We start from the raw sequence: 16,872 nt of genomic DNA on the forward strand, positions 1-16,872 counted from the left end.
CGACTCGTGCTACTGCTACAACCTGCTGTACAACGACCTGGAACCGTACGCACTCGCCCATTCGATCGCGACGCTGCTCAACAACCTGTACGGCCGCGGGAAAGAACCGTTCTGGCAACAGGCGTACACCGACCTCCTGAAGTTCATGATTCTGCTGCGGAAGGTGCCCCCACGCGGTGATCTGTCCGTGGCACACCATCCCAGTCTCAGCGTAAGCCACTCGAAGAATCCGGGCAGGTCAGTCGTTCACACTCGTTGCGACCTGCAGTCGCTTTGCGTGGGACTTCAGTATGTCGTACGCCAAGAGGGGGAGTCCTTTGGCGTATCGTGCTCGGCGGTCTGGCTGCATGACAAAGAGATAGAGCCACTCGAATCCGCATCGCCTGAGAAACAGCGGCGGATTGGGGCGGTGTCCGGCAATCAGGTCAAATAATCCGCCGACACAGAGAATCGTCGCGTAGGAGATCACGCGTCGTATTTCGAAGGCCAACAGCTCTTGTTTGGGTTGCCCCAAGCCGAGGATGATCAGGTCTGGCGCTGCGCTCTTCAATCGTCCGTGCAATGCCGCTTCTTCATCTGGCGACAGGTAGCCGTGTGAACTGAGGACGATGGATAACCCGGGAACGCTCTGGCGCAGGCGACTCGTTGCGACCCGGTTCGTCTGTTCGGTGGCACCAATCAGGGCCACTCTGAGCCCTTGGTAAGACGCCTGTCTACAGAGCGTCCAGATGAAGTCGTTCGCCGTCACCTTGCGAACTCTTTTGAGACTCAGAATCCAGAGCGCGAGCACAACGCCTATTCCGTCCGCGAAGCACAAGTCACACCTGCGCAATGTGGTCGCCATTCGTTCGTTCCGGCTCGCCTGAACGAGACTGACGCCGTGCAGGTAACTGACGATCAGCGGGCGCCGCCCGCACGATCCGACGATTCTGGCGACCAGTTCGGACTCTCCGACTCCATCCACGGTAACCGACATCAATTCGTGGCGACCGCGGTCCATGCCGAACAGCGATGCCGTGACGCGTCCACAAAGTTCAATCGCATAGGCCAGGAGAATCAGGCACACTGTGAGCGTGTGATAGAGTCTCGGCGAATTCGGCTGGGCGATGAGCGACATCATCAAAGAAATGCGCTTCCGTGGGCACATCAAGACCGAGCCTGCATCCCTCAGAGCGTATCGGGCATACTTCGTGTGATGGCCAATTGCGAAGTGCTTTAGCAGGTACCGACAGAGCGACAGTCGCGGCCGGTGCATTGCGACGGCGGCGGCCGCGTACACCGGCCGGTGGCCAGTCTTGATCAATCGCGCCAACAATAGAGAATCTTGGCCACGCACGGCACCCGGGTCGAACAATGCTTCGCTCGCAGACGTGCGTCGAATTGCGAATGCCGAGGTATTCAAGTAGCGAATCCGTCCGTCCGGTGCTAATTGCGCCCTCTGCACCGCGGCGACCCTCAAGTCCTCCATTCTGCCGACCCACGTTACTGGGTCGCCAACGAGTCTCGCCTGAAATGCAACGTCTCCCGGGTGCCGGTTGATTGCGGCGAGCAGTTCATTGATGAAGGTCGGCAGCAACTCAACGTCTGAATCCACGAAGAGGACGATGTCGCTATCGCTGACCTGGAAGCCGTTGTTTCTGGCAGCCGAAACACCCAACGCAGCCTGCCGAATCAACCGGAGCCGAAACGGCCGCGGACCTCCCGTGACTCCGGGCGGTGGAAGCGCGTCGCTTCCATCATCCACCACGATTACCTCCCTGGGAGGCACCTCCTGGCCCGCCAAACTGCGCAAGCACGCCTGAACGCCGCTCCACTGGTTGCGAACAGGAATAACCACGCTCACCGTCAGGTTTGGTGGGGCCACGGTCCTTTTTATGGGTCGGCTTGCAAGAGTCGTGCCTGCTGAGCTTGGCTTAGGAAAAAGCCGAGAGGCGGGATTGGCGCAAACCTGGCGGGCAAATTCTCATGCCCGGCAGACGTTATGTCGGTTTCCGGAAGTCGCTCGGTCCAACGCCTCGGAACCGTGTTCTGGGTGCACCCATCCAATGGGATCGTTGGGCCGGAACGTGTCGATCCATCACCAGCGTCCTCGTCGTTCGGCCACGAACTCCTGGAGCTCTATGAAGCCGAGCTGCGCCAGAACGATGTCGGCCTCGCCCGCGCGCCCGATCGAAGATGTTGATGCCGCCGACGGTGATGTCGACGCGGTGGCCGGTCGCCTCCTCGAAATCAGCCACGAGGGTCGCGAGGAATCCAGCGGTGTTGGCGGCGCCAACGGTGAGCAGCCGAATGGTGCGGCGCGGCCTGTCGACGCCGGACCGGGACCCATCCTGCTCGGTGCTACACTCTGTATTGGCGGCTCGTGGGGACATCACGACGGCGCCCGCCGGCGGCCGCCGAAGACCGCCGCGTCTCCATCGCCGACCCGGCGATGCGTCACGGCCGCAAGAGCAAGAGCAAGCGGTTCAATGGCTTCAAGCGCCACATCGCCGCCGATGTCGATCGGGGATTGATTCTCGCGTGCGCCCTCACCCCCGCCAATCGCCCTGAGGAGGAGGCGCTGCCGTCCTTGCGGACCGACTTGGAGCGGCAGGCCCTCGCCGTCGAGCAGCTGGTGATCGATCGCGGGTACATCAACAGCACGCTCGTCGACGACGTGCTCCGCCGGCGCGGCAAGATTGTGTGCAAGCCCTGGAAATCGCACAACGGCGACCTGTTTCCCAAATCCGCGTTTCGGCTGAATCTCCGTGACCGGACGATCGAATGCCCCACGGGCCACGTGCAACGCTTCACGTTCGGCACGAGTGTCGAGTTCGACCCCGACAGCTGCGATCGCTGCGCGCGGCGACGTCAGTGCACCACCGCTGAACTCGGGCACGGCCGCACCGTCGCGATCGCCGAACACGAGCCGTTGCAGCACCGACTTCGCACACAGATCCGGACGGCCGCGGGACGCGCGGCGCTGCGGGAGCGCACGACGATTGAACACAAGCTCGCGCACATCTCGCAACGACAAGGCAACCGCGCGCGGTACGTCGGCATCCGCAAGAACACCTTCGACCTCCGCCGTGCGAGCGCCCTCCAAAATCTGGAGACACTCCATCGTGCAGAGGCCGAATCGCGAAAGGCTGCGTAATGACGGCACTTTCAAACCGTTTGGCGTTCTAGGCCCAGATGTTGACCAGAGCGGCTCTCCCGTGGACGCGCTAAACGCTCGCAGCCGCCCCGCCCCATCCGTTGCGTACACGCGCTCGCCATCCAAAGAGATCGCGGGGCTGGTTCCGCTGCCGGAGCCTATTGGCGTCGCGAATGCGATTGAGAGGCTCCCTTGAACCAAGTCAAGGCCATACAGTGCACCCTCGGCCGGAGTCGGTCCGGTCGCCGTCGCATAGATGCGGCCAGTGTCCGGGTGGACGGCAGGCGTGTTGGCGGCCTCAAAAACCCGTCCGAAGAACAGGTTGAAAATGTCGCTGGCAATAGCCGGGTCCAGGAGGCCATCCGCCCACAGGCCCGGAGGCGGCGTTAAGGCTACAGGTCCCGCTCCGCCCGGGAGATCCAACGGCGGCGCTGCGAGCCCGCCATCTTCCCGCCGAAACACCAGAACGGCTCCACCGGCGCTTGCGCCCAGAACGAACCCTTCCTTTGTGAACGCCAGGGAAGCGAAAGGACCACCGCCAGAGATCGGCACGCTCCACTTGACCTGGCCGTCGGAATGGAACGCCCAAAGCTGGTCGCGGTCGCCAAGATAGAGATCGCCGGCAGCGTCTATCAGCGGTGCGCTGAAGCAGGCCGCCGAATCAAGATCGGCCATGGAGCGTTGAGGCGCGCTTTCCCACAGCAGATTCCCGGAACGGTCGAAGGCATGGAGATGGGACGTTCCCGGTCCTCGGCCAGTGGTGACATATAGGTGACCCTCAGGCCCGATGACCGGCGCCGGAAGAACCGCGGCGCCCTCCAAGCGCGACCAGGAGAAGCGGTGACGCGCTGGCATGAAGAACGGCGCGAAATCCGAGTTTCGTGAATCCCGGTGCAGCGACGGCCACGCCGTCTGCGCGTAAGGGGCCGGCAACTCCAGATCCGTCAGCGTCTGCGAGGACGACTGGGACGCAGGCAGCAGCACGCTCCCAACCCAGACGATCAACTTCGCAACCTCCTTCGATCTGAGCCCCATGGGCGGCCACCTTCCCACAGCGTTGGCTCCGGAACACGCTCCGAATCCGGCCTGTCCTCTTGCGCAGCAAGCCAAATTCGCCCAAGTTCGCGGGGGCCGTTCGCTCCACGTCCCCGCTATTATATTCAACCTCATCCACGATGACCTGGACCCTAGCACGGTAGCTGATACGACCATATGACTTTCATCTGAAGGTCGGAGCCACCACTTACGCAGCGCCCACGTGGCGTGTATCGTCGTCGCACGGAGCTCGAGGAGCTCGACGTAGAGGCCCCGCCCTTTGCAGAGTGACCTGTACGGAGCTCCGCCGCCGTGGAAGCAAGGCTCGCTGAATCTCAGATTGAGATCGCGAGTCCGTCCAACCCCGCGGGCTAGGGCAACTCCTACAGGATGCAGAACAGGATGCAAAGCCGACGCTGGGGATCGGTTAGGCGACGGAGAGCGAAGGTGTGGCCAAGGCGTGACGCTGTCTTACACTGAACTTGCACAATTTGTATGCTGACCAGAGGTTGTATCGGCTAAGCCCTTTATATTGGTGGGTCGTCAGGGACTCGAACCCTGGACACCCTGGTTAAAAGCCAGGTGCTCTGCCAACTGAGCTAACGACCCAGAACGATGTTACCAGCTTGCCCGTGTGCTCTCAATGGCCCAGACGTCACGTACCCGATGCCGTAACGTTCACCGCCACCGGAAGAGTCGAAGCGCGAGCAGGTAGCACACCACCGTCCAGCCGGCGAGATTGGCAAGATGCGGCGTGAGACCGAGGAGCCCTTGGCCATCGAGCATGACGCCGCGGAGCGCGCTCGTCAGCGCCGTGAGCGGCAGCGCGTGCACGAACGGCTGCATGACGCTCGGGAAGTGCTCCGAGGAGAAGAACACGCCAGAGAAGACCCACATGGGCACCATCGCGAAGTTCATGAGGCCGGAGGCCGCCTCGATCGTCTTGACGCGGCTGACGAGCAGCAAGCCGAGGCCGGAGAAGGTTGCTGCGCCCAGCACGCAGACCGCCGCGAGCACGAGCCAGGAACCGTTGATCGGCACGTCAAAGACGATGACGGCAAAGCCCACCAGCGTGACGACCTCGAGCGTGAGGAACAGCAGCCTCGCCAGCATGTGCGAGAGCAGATAGTGAGCGCGCCGCATGGGCGAAGCCACGAGCCGCTTGAGGAGCTTGCGTGTTCGCGCGAGCACGACGGCGAAGCCAATGCTCCACATGCCCGTGCCCATGATATTCATGCCGAGCAGACCGGGAACGACCCAGTCGACGTAACGCGCGCCAGGCGCCACCACGCGCTCCTCACGCGCCTTCCACAAGGACCGACGCCCCGCCGCACGTTGCAGCGCCTCGTCGACGGCCAAACGCGCGAGCTGACTCTCCGGCCGCGTGGGATCGAAGCGGTACACCGGCGGCGTGCCCGGCACGACGAGCACCTGAATGCTGCCCTTGCGCAACGCGATCTCCGCGTCGGGGCGCGAGAGCAAACGCGCGTCCAGGTCGGGCGCTGCCGCGAGCGCCGCGAGCCGCTCGTCGGCGCCAGGCGCCGCCAAGACGCCCACATCGACCGTCGTCGTCCCCTCACGACCAAAGGCGAGACCGAGCGCGCAGGTCATGAGCACCGGAAACAAGAAGACCCAGAACAGCGCTTCCGGCTCGCGCAGGAACTCGCGGACGCGCGCCAGCGTCAGCTCCACGAGCGGATGATGGACCTTCGCGTTACCCATCGCGCAGGTGCCTTCCCGTCAGCGACACGAACACATCCTCGAGCGTCGCACTGTGTGTGGTGAGCATGGAGAGCCGTGCGTCAGGTCCCACGACGTGCAGCAGCCCCGGAATCGCCAGGTGCAGGTGCGACGCGATGAGCGAGCAGCCGCCATCCTGATGCCTCACCTTCCGCACCCCAGGCAGCGTCTCGAGCACCTCGTCTGACGGCAACGGCGTGCCGTCCACGAGCGCGAACTCGATGACGTGCTCCGCACCAAGCGACGCGATGAGCTCACGCGGTGTTCCCAAGGCAATCACATTTCCACGGTCCACGACCGCCACGCGGTCGCACAACGCCTGCGCCTCGTCCATGTAGTGCGTCGTCAGGAGAATTGTTCCGCCGCCAGCGCGGTAGCCGTCGAGCAACGACCAGAGCTGGCGTCGCGACTGTGGATCGAGCCCGGTCGTGGGCTCGTCGAGGAACAGCAGATCGGGGGCGCCGACGAGTGCACACGCCACGGCAAGGCGTTGCTTCTGACCGCCTGAGAGCTTCGAGTACCACGCGTTCCGCTTCGACTCGAGCTCGACCATCGTGAGCACCTCGTCGACGCTGCGGCCCTGGCGGTAGAACGACCGAAAGAGGCGGATCGTCTCCTCCACCGTCAGCTTGTCGGCGAGCTGCGTTTCCTGGAGCGCCATGCCCAAGCGCTGACGCAAGGCCTCCTCGTCATGTCGCCAGTGAAGGCCGAGCACCTCGACGTCGCCGGCATCCGGCTGCAAGAGGCCCTCCAGGATCTCGATGGTCGTCGTTTTGCCGGCGCCATTGGGCCCCAGCAGACCGAAGCATTCACCGCGTCGGACCTCGAGGTCGAGCCGATCGACAGCCGTCAGGTCGCCATAGCGCTTCACCAAGCCGCTACAACGCACGGCAATTTCTGGAGAGGTCATCAGAGGCTTGCGTGTCTTGGTCTACGCTGGCGCCGCCTCGAGCCACCGGCGTACCAGCGTGTCCTCTCGGAGAATGGTGTCCTCGCGTTCGGAGCCGGTCGAGATGACGGCCACCGGGACGCCGCACAGCTCTTCGAGTCGGGCGACATACTGGCGCGCGGCCAGCGGCAACGCCCCGTACGATCTGACACCCTTGGTCGGCGCGGACCAGCCGCGCACGGTCTCGTAGACCGGCTCGCATGCGGTGAGCTGGCCAATCTCCGCGGGAAACTCCTCTACCGTCTGTGCGCCGAGGCGATACGCCACCCCCACGTGCAGCTCGTCGAGGCCGTCGAGCACATCGAGCTTGGTGACCGCCAGCGCATCCAAGCCATTGACGCGGACCGCGTACCGCACGGCGACGGCGTCGAACCAACCGCACCGGCGCGGACGGCCGGTCACGGCGCCGTACTCGTTGCCGCTCTCGCGCAATCGCTCGCCGATCGCATCATCGAGCTCCGTCGGCAGGGGCCCCTCGCCAACCCGCGTCGTATACGCCTTGGCAATGCCCAGGACCCCGTCGATGGCGCGCGGGCCCACACCAAGCCCGGTGCAGACGCCGCCGACCGTCGCGCTCGACGAGGTGACATACGGATACGTGCCGTGGTCGATGTCGAGCAGCGTGCCCTGCGCGCCCTCGAACAGCACGCGCTGACCTCGCCGAATCGCCCTGTCGAGGAAGAGGGAGGCGTCCTGGACCCAGGGACGCATGCGCTCCCACGCCTCCTGCAGCTCTGCCAGGACGAGCTGCCAGTCCATGTGCGCGGTATCCAACAACCGGTTGCGCGCTTCGACGTTCTCGCGCACCGCATCCGCCAACGCGCGCGGCGACGATGGATCCGAGAGATCACCCACGCGGATACCTCGCCGTCCCGCCTTGTCCTCGTACGCGGGCCCAATGCCACGCGACGTGGTGCCAATGCGCCGTTCGCCGCGCCGCGCCTCGGCCAGCAGCTCGAGCTCGCGGTGGTAGGGCAAGATGAGGTGCGCCTTGCTGCTGATGACGAGCCGATTGTCGACCATGACGCCCGCACGTTGCAGCTCTTCGATCTCGCCAAACAGCGCCTGCGGATCGATCACCACGCCGTTGCCGAGCACGCAGATCACGTCGGGCTGGAGGATGCCGGACGGCAGTAGGCGGAGCACGAACTTCCGGCCCTTCGCGTACACGGTATGCCCGGCGTTGTGTCCGCCTTGATATCGGCACACGATCCCGAAATGAGGCGTGAGCAGATCGACGATCTTGCCCTTGCCTTCGTCGCCCCATTGGGCGCCCAGCACTGCGATGTTCATCGTTGGTTGCATCCGATCCCGCGCGTGGGATCCCGGTAGTCGAAGCCAGCCGGACATGTCGACGAACACGCCCGGTACGCGAACGCATTATGGTATCAGAGCGTTGCCGCTGAATCCACCGCAGGCGCAGGCAGCGGGCGACACGCGCACGCGCAGAGACAGCATGTAAACAGGCATTGACAATCGGTGTGGAGGTACATAGGCTCTTGATCTTCACTCCATACGGTCGCGCACGGGCACCGACGCGCCATGGAGCGTTCATGTACAAGCTGTGACCACGTATCTGTCTCTGGGCGAACGTCTGGCCCCGACGCTTCGTGACTCGTCGGCTCGTCTGCCCGTCGTGATTGGCGGCTGCGGATCGGGCCGAACCTCCCTCCTCTTCTGCCTTCGCAGTCTCCTCGGCGGTGCGCGCGTCTGCCAGTACGTCGACCTCGAGCGCATCGTGTCGACACCTGAGCGATTCGTGCATGCGCTCGTCGCGCGGTCGCCGTTCGTAGCGGACGGGATAGCATGCGTCTCATTGCCGCACGCGCCGCGCGAGGCGTTCGACACCGCGGTGCAGTTCTTCACGAATGCCCGCACGCCCGAGGGCGCGCCGGCAACCTTCCTCGTTGATGAGCTGTTGGAGTTGCGGACCTTCGAGAGCTTCCCCGGCCTCCGCTCGGTCCTCGACGACCTCTTGCGTACCATCGCACATGGCTTCAACAAATTCGTGTTCACGACGCGGTTCATGGCACGCGCACGGCGTCTCTTGAAACACCTCGACGAAGTCGAGCTGGTGCCCATGCCGCCGCTCTCCGCGGACTTGATCGGCACCGAGCTGCAAGCCGACGGTGAGCCGCGGCAGGAAGCCGCCGAGCTCGCGCACGACATCCATACGCTGTGCGACGGGCGTCCCGCCTACGTGGAGGCGCTGAAGCATGCGCTTCAGCGCATGGAAGGGACGGATCCTATCAGCGCCCTCGTCGCCCTCGTCGAGCCCGGCGGCGAGCTCCACGCGCGCTTGCGCTTCTCGTACGAGCTCCGTTTGCACCGCGCCCGAGGCTACGGCGCACTCAAGGCGATTCTCGACGTGCTGGCGCAGCAGGAGCCGCTGACGCTCACCGAGATTGCACACCGATTGCATCGCACGCCAGGCTCGACCAAAGACTATTTGTCCTGGCTCGAAGACGTCGACCTGCTTTGCACGAAGCGGAAGCGGTACACGTTTGCCGATCCGCTGCTGCGGCCATGGGTGCGTGTCAACAATCAGCCGGAGCTACCGACCGGCCAAGAGATCGCTCACGAGGTCCAACAGTACGCGCTCGCCCGTCTGACCCACTTCCCGCGACCACCAGCACCCGCCTCCCCGCCCACACCCACTGCCGTCGCTCATCCTGCCACTCCTCCAGAGGAAGTGCTCGAGCAGCCGATAGGTGTCCGTGGCCCCGGGAACATCATCGACTTCGACTGATCTCATGCTCTTCCGCGCGGCCTAAAGGCCACGCGCTACGTACGAGGGCCATCTGTGAAGAGCATTGGAGCTAGGTGCGTAGCTGCTCGAGCGCGCCGCGTGCCGCTGCCTGTTCCGCCTCCTTCTTGCTCCGCCCGGTCGCGGACGCGAGCAACCGGCCTTCCGACCAAACCTCCACGGCAAATTCCTTCTCGTGATCCGGTCCGCGCGTGGCGACCACGCGGTACTCCGGTAGCGCGTGACGCTCTTCCTGCAGCCATTCCTGCAGGGCCGACTTGTAGTCGCCGGTCATCGCGGTCAGCAGCCCTGGCTGTTTCACCTCGTCCAGCACATCCTGACACTCACGGAGGATGAAGCGGCGCGCAACCTCCAGGCCGCCATCGAGATAGATTGCGGCAATGACGGCTTCGCACGTGTCCGCGATGAGCGCCTGCTTGTGCCGCCCTCCGCTCTTCTCCTCACCACGTCCGAGCAACAGATACTGGCCGATACCGAGACGCTCACCAATCTGGACCAGCGCCGCCGTGGAGACGACCGACGCCTTGATCTTCGACTTCTGCCCCTCGTCTGCTTCCGGGAAGTCTCGGAAGATGACGTCCGCTATCACGAAGCCGAGCACGGCGTCGCCGAGGAACTCGAGCGACTCGTTGTCGACCACGCCGCCCGTGACATCTTCGTGGGCTCGCGAGCGATGCGTGAGCGCATGCTCGAGCAGACCGCGGTCGCGAAACCGGTAGCCGAGCCGGTGCTCCAGCAGCACGAGTCCGTCGCCGAACGGGACGACGTTGAATCGATCCTCGGCGCTATCGCGGTACGCCTCGATGAGTCGCTGCGCTTCCGCGGCCTCCTGCTCCGCCACCTCGAGGCGAATGTCTCCGAGCCCGCTGGCGGGCAGCGGCATGACCACACGCAGCGCCTCGGCTACGCGCCGCACGGCAATGCCATGGGTCTCGAGCAAGCCGGTCACGAGGGTTGCTTCAACGTCCGACGCGGTCCGAAAGACGACCACCATTTCCTGAGAAGGTCTCACGGCGAGGGTGTTGTTCGCAATACAGGGGTTAAGGGGTCCAGGGATCAAGGGGATGAGGGGTAAAGGAGGTAGCTCACGCGGCGGGGGGTAACGTCGAACAAAGGCAACGTGTTGCCGCCTCGCCCTCCGCCCCTTGCCCCCTTGATCCCTTGATCCCTCCCCTATCCCACCTTCAGCAAGATCATGGTCATGTCGTCGTGCTGATCCGCCTCCCCGACCCAGGTCTTCAGTTCTCCATGAATGTGCTCGCGGAGCTCCTCGGGCGGCAGATGTCGTTGCTGCTCGAGGAGCTCACAAAACCGTCCCTCACCAAACAGGTCCGCGCCGCCGTTCATGGCTTCCGTGATCCCGTCGGTGAAGAGCACGCACAGGTCGCCCGGTGCCAGTGGGACGATCACCTCTTCGAGGAGTTGCTCGAACTTCGCAGCAATCCCCTCCAGACGCAGCCCCAGCACGAGCCCGTTCGGCGTCAGGATACGTGCGCATGACTCGGTCGCGAGCAGATGGATGAGCGGCGTGTGACCCGCCCGCGCGTAGGTGAGCGTGCGCTGCGAGAGGTCCATGATGGCATACGTCATCGTGATGAAGCTGCGGCTGTCGAGACTCTCGGAGAGGACGCGGTTGACCTCGATGAGCAGCTGCTTGGGTGACGGATACACCCTGCTCAGCGACAGCATGAGCCCCTTCAGCTCCGCCATGTAGAGGGCCGCCGACGTGCCCTTGCCTGAGACGTCCGCCACGAGCAGGCCGACGCGGTCCTCCGCCAGGACGAAGAAGTCATAGTAGTCGCCGCCTACTTCTCGTGCGGGGACGCAGAGTGCGGCCATCGCAACGCCCGGCAGGCGGAGCGGCCCGCGCGGCAGGAGCGACGCCTGGATATCGCGCGCGATCCGCAGCTCTTCCTGCAGCCGCTGCTTCTCCGCCTGCTCTCGGAGCAGGTGCTGGATGCTGGACGTCATGGCGTTGAACGAGACCGCCAGCTCGCCCAATTGATCGCGCGTCCTGACCTCGATGCGGTGCGTAAAGTCGTTCTCGCGAATGCGCTCGGTGGCGATGAACAGTTGATGGATCGCGCCGGTGATGGAGCGGGCGAGGGAAAAGCCCATGATGAACGCGACGGCGTAGATCACCAGGAACATGCCGGCCACGACGAGCAGCAACAGGAAGAGCAACTGACCGAACGTCCACTGACTGCCGACCCATCGAGCCGCCGCCATGCGCTCGTAGATCTCGAGCGGCCGTGCGCGAAAGAACACTTCCAGCGGCAGGCTCTTGCCCGTCGTCCAGTCTCGGTACGTGAAGTGTGTGCTCCACGGAATGCGACCGGCGGCATCTCGCGCCAGCGAGGATCTCTCGCGCGGGCGCTCGTCGAGCTCTTCGAGCCGAATGCCCACCTCTCGTCGTAGCTGCTCGACGGCCCCCTCCCCCATCGGCACGTCGACGATGGCGCAAGAGCTTGGTGAGTCGCTGGGTGCGCAGGCTGCGGCGCGCGCGACGAGCTGACGCGTCTCGTCGGGGAGGTTGGGGTCGCGGACCGGCAGCTTGTCCGCATAGTGCCCGGCATCCACGACGTGCGCCGGGATGGTCGTTGGCGGCGGCGCGTGCTCCCAGGTGCCTGCACGGGCACCCTGTCCTGACGCCAGACGCACGACGGCCATGGAGATGTTGGGATACTGGCCTCTCGACGTCGCCACGTGCCGCGCCAGCACCTCGGCCGCGTCGACATTCGCGTCAGCGGCGATCTCGGCCGAGAGGCTCTGCGCGAGTTGATCGGCATCCATCACGCGCTCGTCGAGGCTGCGGAGCACGAGATAGGATCCGACGTTCATCAGGAACAACCAGCCAGCGAAGAGGAAGAACAGCCCGACCAGCAGGACAGGCACGAGCCCCATCAGCACGTAGGACAGCACGAGGCGCCGCCTCACCCGCCACAGCAGCCGCCGCTGCACGATCAGCCAGAGCCGCACGCCGCCGTACAGGCCAATGCCGATGAGGAGGAGGTTGGCCACCTTGCGGAGCAGCGCCAAGAGCGCGTTCTCGATGCCGACGAGCTCGAACGGCATCACGAGGATCCGCACCACGAGCACCGCGACGAACAACCGCCCGAGCCAGTGCTGGGTGAGGATCTCCCGGACGCGTATCCTCACCGCCTGCGGCGGCTGTGGTTGCAGCCGCACGGGAAGCAACGGCGGGTCGGCGCGGTGAGACTGGCGGAGTTGTCTGGCGGCGGGTGGGCGGGCCATGAGGCGGCTTGCAAAATGATAACAGAATGTAGTGTAACGTTGGCTAAAGAGGCCAACGCTGACTGCCAACACCCGAGGACACGCACCCGTGAAACTGACACCGCATGCCCGCTTCAGCACGCGCTGCATCCACGCCGGCCAGGAGCCGGACCCGGCGACCGGCGCCATCATCACGCCAATCTACCAGACGTCGACGTACGTTCAGGAGGCGCTCGGCCGGCACAAGGGGCACGAGTATGCCCGCACGAGCAACCCGACGCGCACGGCGCTCGAAGCCAACGTCGCGTCGCTCGAGCGGGGACGCGCGGGCTTCGCCTTTGCGTCGGGCATGGCCGCCATCGACGCCGTCGCCACGCTCGTGCAGTCGGGGGACCACGTCCTCGTGACGGACAATACGTACGGCGGCACGTATCGATTGTTCGAGCGCGTGCGCAGCCGCTGTGGTGTGACGTTCAGCTATGTCGATACCGGCGACCTCGACGCGGTCGAAGCTGCCCTAACGCCGGCCACGCGGATGCTCTTCGTCGAGACACCAACCAATCCTATCCTCCGCCTCACGGATCTCGAGGCGCTGTCCGAGCTCGCCCATGCTCACGACGTGCCGGTCGCCGTGGATAACACGTTTGCGAGCCCGTACGTGCAGCGCCCGATCGAGCTCGGCGCGGACCTGGTGATCCACAGCACGACCAAATATCTCAACGGCCACAGCGACGGCGTTGGCGGGCTCGTCGTCGCGGTGCGTGACGATCACATCGAGTGGCTGAAGTTCGTTCAGAATGCGGCAGGGGCCATTCTCGGGCCATTCGATGCCTGGCTGGTCCTCCGCGGCACGAAGACCCTCGCGTTACGCATGGCCCAGCACAACATCAATGGCCTGGCGCTTGCCGAGTTCCTGGCCGCACATGCTGGGGTCGAGCGCGTGTATTACCCTGGGCTGCCCTCCCACCCGCAGCACGATCTCGCCAGCTATCAAATGAACGGCTTCGGCGGCATGATCGCCTTCGATGTCGGCTCGCTCGACAAGGCCAAGACCGTCCTCGAGCGCGTACGGCTCCTCGCGCTTGCCGAGAGCCTCGGCGGCGTCGAAACCTTGATCTCGCATCCCGCGTCGATGACGCACGCCTCGGTGCCAGCAGAGCGCCGGCAGGCGCTGGGCATCACCGACAGCCTTCTGCGAATCTCCGTCGGTGTGGAGGACGTCGAAGATTTGAAAGAAGACTTGGCGCAGGCCCTGGGATAGATCAGTCGGCATTCATCGCCGACGGCATCGACACACGGCTCACCAGACGCTGCCCTCGGAAGATCACGACGACGGCGAGCGCCGCTGCCGCGAGCGCCAGCACCGTCCCGAGATTGAGAAGCCCTTTCTGAGCGTGCCAGACAATCGAATAGCCGATGGCGCCAGGCAGCAGCGCGTAGTAAGCGAATGGGAGGAGCGTCTTGCGAATGATGGCACCTTCGCGGCCCGTCAGCCCGACGACCGCCGAGGCGGCGACCACGTTGTGCACGCAGATGATGTTTCCGGCCGCACCGCCCACCGCCTGCAGCGCGACGACCCACGTGGGATCCACACCGATGCGCTGCCCCACTTCGAACTGGAACAGCGAGAACATCATGTTGCTCACCGTGTTGCTCCCGGCCACGAAGGCGCCGAGCCCGCCGATGAGCGGCGCGAACAGGGGCCAGGCGGCGCCGGTTAGAGAGGCAACGCCTTCTGCGAGCACGATGGGCATCCGCTCGAAGCCGGCACTCCCGCCGCCACTATTGATGAACACCTGGACCATGGGAACCGTGAAGATGAGAGCGACCGACGCTCCCATCATGACCCTGGCAGAGATGCCGACGGCGCGTCGGAAGGATGCCGCCTGCATCCGATGGAGGAAGACCGTGATCAAAGAGACGGCGATGAACACCGTGCCTGGCAAATAGAGAGGCTGAAGACTGGCGGAGATGTCAGAGCCCAGGATCTCCGGGATCTCAATCGTCCAGGCTTGCAGCCATTGCCCGAACGGCAACGCGCTCACACGGGTGAGCACCAGCAGCAGGCCCACGAGCACGTAAGGCGTCCAGGCCAGCGCCAGGCTCATGCGCCCGCTCTGGTGGGCGATATCGCGGACCTCGATGCTCCCCGTCCACTCCGCGTCCCATTTCTCTCGAGGCTCGAAGTCCCAGCATTCCTCGCGCGATGGCATCAGGAAGCCCTTTCGCGCGGCTGGGACGACCAGCGCCAATCCTAGCAGCGCTCCCACGAGCGAGGGGAACTCAGGACCGAGCACGTGCGCGAGGATGACGTACGGGACGGTCATCGCGAAGGCGGCGAACAGGGCGAACTTCCAGACGCGCAAGCCTTCGCTGAATGAGCGGTTCCTCCCGAAGAACCGCGTCATCAGCGCAACGACGAACAGTGGTATCAGCGTGCCGGTAATGCCGTGGAGCAGCGCGACCTTGCCGCCGATGAAGCCGAGAAACTGGGGCCAGTCGGTGTATCCGATCCCCGCGGCAAACGCCCGCACCGAGGCGTCGGTCGAGAGGCCGCCGCTGACGCCGACGAGGATCGGCGTGCCGCCAGCGCCAAACGACACCGGCGTGCTCTGAATGATCATGCCTGCCATCACCGCCGCCATGCCCGGGAAGCCGAGCCCCACCAAGAGTGGCACAGCGACCGCGGCGGGCGTGCCGAACCCTGCTGCACCCTCGATGAAGGAGCCGAAGAGCCACGCGATGATGATCACCTGGACGCGCCGGTCGGGCGTGATGTTGGTGAAGCCCTGGCGAATGACCTTCAGGCCGCCGCTCTCCTGCAGTGTGTTCAGTAGCAGAATCGCGCCGAAGATGATGTAGAGCAGTGACGCGGCAATGATGAGACCGTTGATTGAGGCGGCGGTCACCTTCGTCGCGGGCACGCCCCAGATGCCTAGCGAGAGCGCCGCCGCCACTGCCAGCGAGATCGGCATGGCCTTGCTGGCTGGCCACCGCAGCCCCACCAGGAAGACTGCCACTACCACGATCGGCAACAGCGAGAGCAGAGTCAAGACGCCGAGACCCACACGCTACTCCCTTCGATTTCGTCAGAAGGTCGAATAACTGCAGTTACGATGTAACGTCGATTTGCCGGCGCCATTGTAGTCGAAGAAGAGCCACGGGTCTCCTGTCTCACACCGTGGCACGGTCACTCCAAAACGATGACGTCATAGGCCCCGAGGCGTGGCACCGAGAAGCTCGCGTACTCTCCGGACCGGGTCACTGACAAGGAGCGGTTGAGGAGAATCGAGCGGGCATTCTGGAAGCGTCCCTTGATCTCCAGGTCGACATCACGCATCTCGATCGGTGAGAAGTACGCCGTGCTGGAATGACCCGAGATGTTGACGAGATGCACGAGCGTGCGCGCGCTCTTCGTCTGGCGCATGACGGTCATCTCGACCAGCGGGTGGGCGTTGGTCTTCAGTTGGCGGCCGTCCGGGAGCAAATGGTCGATCAGATCAGCGACCAGCGCCATGTGCCCTGGAGAGCTGTGACGATAGTAGAGGCGACCCACGTCGCACGGCACATAAGCGATCATGCCCTGTTCATGCTCGGCATGGAATCTGAAGACCGGCCGCGCGGCCATGATGCCACTCATGTCTTCCTGGTCGAGCGTGCCGAGCGCCACGAAGGCCGGTCCCGAGCCGTGCGCCATGTTTTGGTACAGTCGGCTCTGAATCTCTGCTGGCGGCACCGTCACGAACCGGTAAGGAATGTCGACGAAGCCGATCGCAAGGTTGACGGCCATCTTCTCCGGCTGCGCGTTGCGCGCCCGGCTGACGTTGTCGCTCGCGGAATACGGCCACAGCGGCAAGGGGCGCTCCAGGCCGGTGTTCGACTCCGACATGATCCCGTCGACGTACTCATCCGTGTAGGTGAAGAATCCCGCACGCGGTCGTTTGGAGTGGATCAGATCGGCAATGTTCTTGGTCACCTCTCGAACGGCCGTCGCAATGAACTCACGGTAGT

Annotated in this window: 10 protein-coding genes, 1 tRNA gene and 1 pseudogene; 3 read left to right on the forward strand and 9 right to left on the reverse strand. The window is 64.4% G+C overall.

The genetic code is table 11. The features are described from left to right. Nucleotides 1–238: 238 nt before the first annotated feature. Nucleotides 239–1,747: a WecB/TagA/CpsF family glycosyltransferase gene (locus GEV06_21295; GenBank protein ID MPZ20425.1), complete on the reverse strand. Its 1,509-nt coding sequence runs from the start codon at nt 1,745–1,747 to the stop codon at nt 239–241. A gap of 615 nt (nt 1,748–2,362) precedes the next feature. Between GEV06_21295 and GEV06_21300 the strand changes: the two genes are divergently transcribed. Further along, nucleotides 2,363–3,136 carry a transposase gene (locus GEV06_21300; GenBank protein MPZ20426.1) on the forward strand — a complete coding sequence of 258 codons (774 nt, stop codon included), beginning with the start codon at nt 2,363–2,365 and terminating at the stop codon, nt 3,134–3,136. A gap of 27 nt (nt 3,137–3,163) precedes the next feature. Here GEV06_21300 and GEV06_21305 read toward each other — a convergent pair. The 5 genes and pseudogenes from GEV06_21305 to GEV06_21325 all read right to left on the reverse strand — a co-directional run bounded on the left by GEV06_21305 (nt 3,164) and on the right by GEV06_21325 (nt 8,153). Beyond that, a pseudogene (locus tag GEV06_21305) lies at nt 3,164–4,348 on the reverse strand (PQQ-binding-like beta-propeller repeat protein). A 356-nt stretch (nt 4,349–4,704) separates the two neighbouring features. Then, nucleotides 4,705–4,780, reverse strand: a tRNA-Lys gene (locus GEV06_21310). A gap of 69 nt (nt 4,781–4,849) precedes the next feature. Beyond that, nucleotides 4,850–5,893, reverse strand: a complete 1,044-nt coding sequence (locus tag GEV06_21315; GenBank protein ID MPZ20427.1) for an ABC transporter permease subunit — start codon at nt 5,891–5,893, stop codon at nt 4,850–4,852. Then, nucleotides 5,886–6,821, reverse strand: coding sequence for an ATP-binding cassette domain-containing protein (locus GEV06_21320; GenBank protein ID MPZ20428.1), 936 nt, complete (start codon nt 6,819–6,821; stop codon nt 5,886–5,888). The genes GEV06_21315 and GEV06_21320 overlap by 8 nt, the downstream gene beginning before the upstream one ends. Before the next feature lie 21 nt (nt 6,822–6,842). Next, nucleotides 6,843–8,153 carry an adenylosuccinate synthase gene (locus GEV06_21325; protein ID MPZ20429.1) on the reverse strand — a complete coding sequence of 437 codons (1,311 nt, stop codon included), beginning with the start codon at nt 8,151–8,153 and terminating at the stop codon, nt 6,843–6,845. Between the two features lie 271 nt (nt 8,154–8,424). Between GEV06_21325 and GEV06_21330 the strand changes: the two genes are divergently transcribed. Next, complete coding sequence (locus tag GEV06_21330; GenBank protein ID MPZ20430.1) at nt 8,425–9,609, forward strand: hypothetical protein; 1,185 nt, start codon at nt 8,425–8,427, stop codon at nt 9,607–9,609. 70 nt (nt 9,610–9,679) lie between these two features. On the opposite strand, the gene rnc is transcribed toward GEV06_21330, so the two are convergent. Both rnc and GEV06_21340 read right to left on the reverse strand, forming a co-directional pair. Then, entirely contained in the window at nt 9,680–10,510 is an 831-nt protein-coding gene (gene rnc / locus GEV06_21335) for a ribonuclease III (GenBank protein ID MPZ20431.1), read from the reverse strand. A 290-nt stretch (nt 10,511–10,800) separates the two neighbouring features. Next, on the reverse strand, nt 10,801–13,053 hold the full coding sequence (locus tag GEV06_21340) for a SpoIIE family protein phosphatase (GenBank protein ID MPZ20432.1): 2,253 nt from the start codon (nt 13,051–13,053) through the stop codon (nt 10,801–10,803). Between GEV06_21340 and GEV06_21345 the strand changes: the two genes are divergently transcribed. Further along, on the forward strand, nt 13,010–14,122 hold the full coding sequence (locus tag GEV06_21345) for an aminotransferase class I/II-fold pyridoxal phosphate-dependent enzyme (protein MPZ20433.1): 1,113 nt from the start codon (nt 13,010–13,012) through the stop codon (nt 14,120–14,122). The two genes, GEV06_21340 and GEV06_21345, sit on opposite strands and share 44 nt — an antisense overlap. 1 nt (nt 14,123) lies before the next feature. On the opposite strand, the gene GEV06_21350 is transcribed toward GEV06_21345, so the two are convergent. Further along, a complete protein-coding gene (locus GEV06_21350) occupies nt 14,124–15,929 on the reverse strand; it encodes an L-lactate permease (GenBank protein MPZ20434.1) in 1,806 nt (601 codons plus the stop codon). Nucleotides 15,930–16,872: the final 943 nt, after the last annotated feature.

The organism is Luteitalea sp. (assembly GCA_009377605.1).
Taxonomy (GTDB): domain Bacteria; phylum Acidobacteriota; class Vicinamibacteria; order Vicinamibacterales; family Vicinamibacteraceae; genus WHTT01.

Excerpts from the sequence above, each read along its gene's own strand:
- GEV06_21315 (MPZ20427.1), bottom strand. The coding sequence starts at position 5,893 with ATGGGTAACGCGAAGGTCCATCATCCGCTCGTGGAGCTGACGCTGGCG.
- GEV06_21320 (MPZ20428.1), bottom strand. The coding sequence starts at position 6,821 with ATGACCTCTCCAGAAATTGCCGTGCGTTGTAGCGGCTTGGTGAAGCGC.
- GEV06_21325 (MPZ20429.1), bottom strand. The coding sequence starts at position 8,153 with ATGAACATCGCAGTGCTGGGCGCCCAATGGGGCGACGAAGGCAAGGGC.
- rnc (MPZ20431.1), bottom strand. The coding sequence starts at position 10,510 with ATGCCGCTGCCCGCCAGCGGGCTCGGAGACATTCGCCTCGAGGTGGCG.
- GEV06_21340 (MPZ20432.1), bottom strand. The coding sequence starts at position 13,053 with ATGATGGCGCCGGTCGCCGGGTCCGGCTCCTGGCCGGCGTGGATGCAG.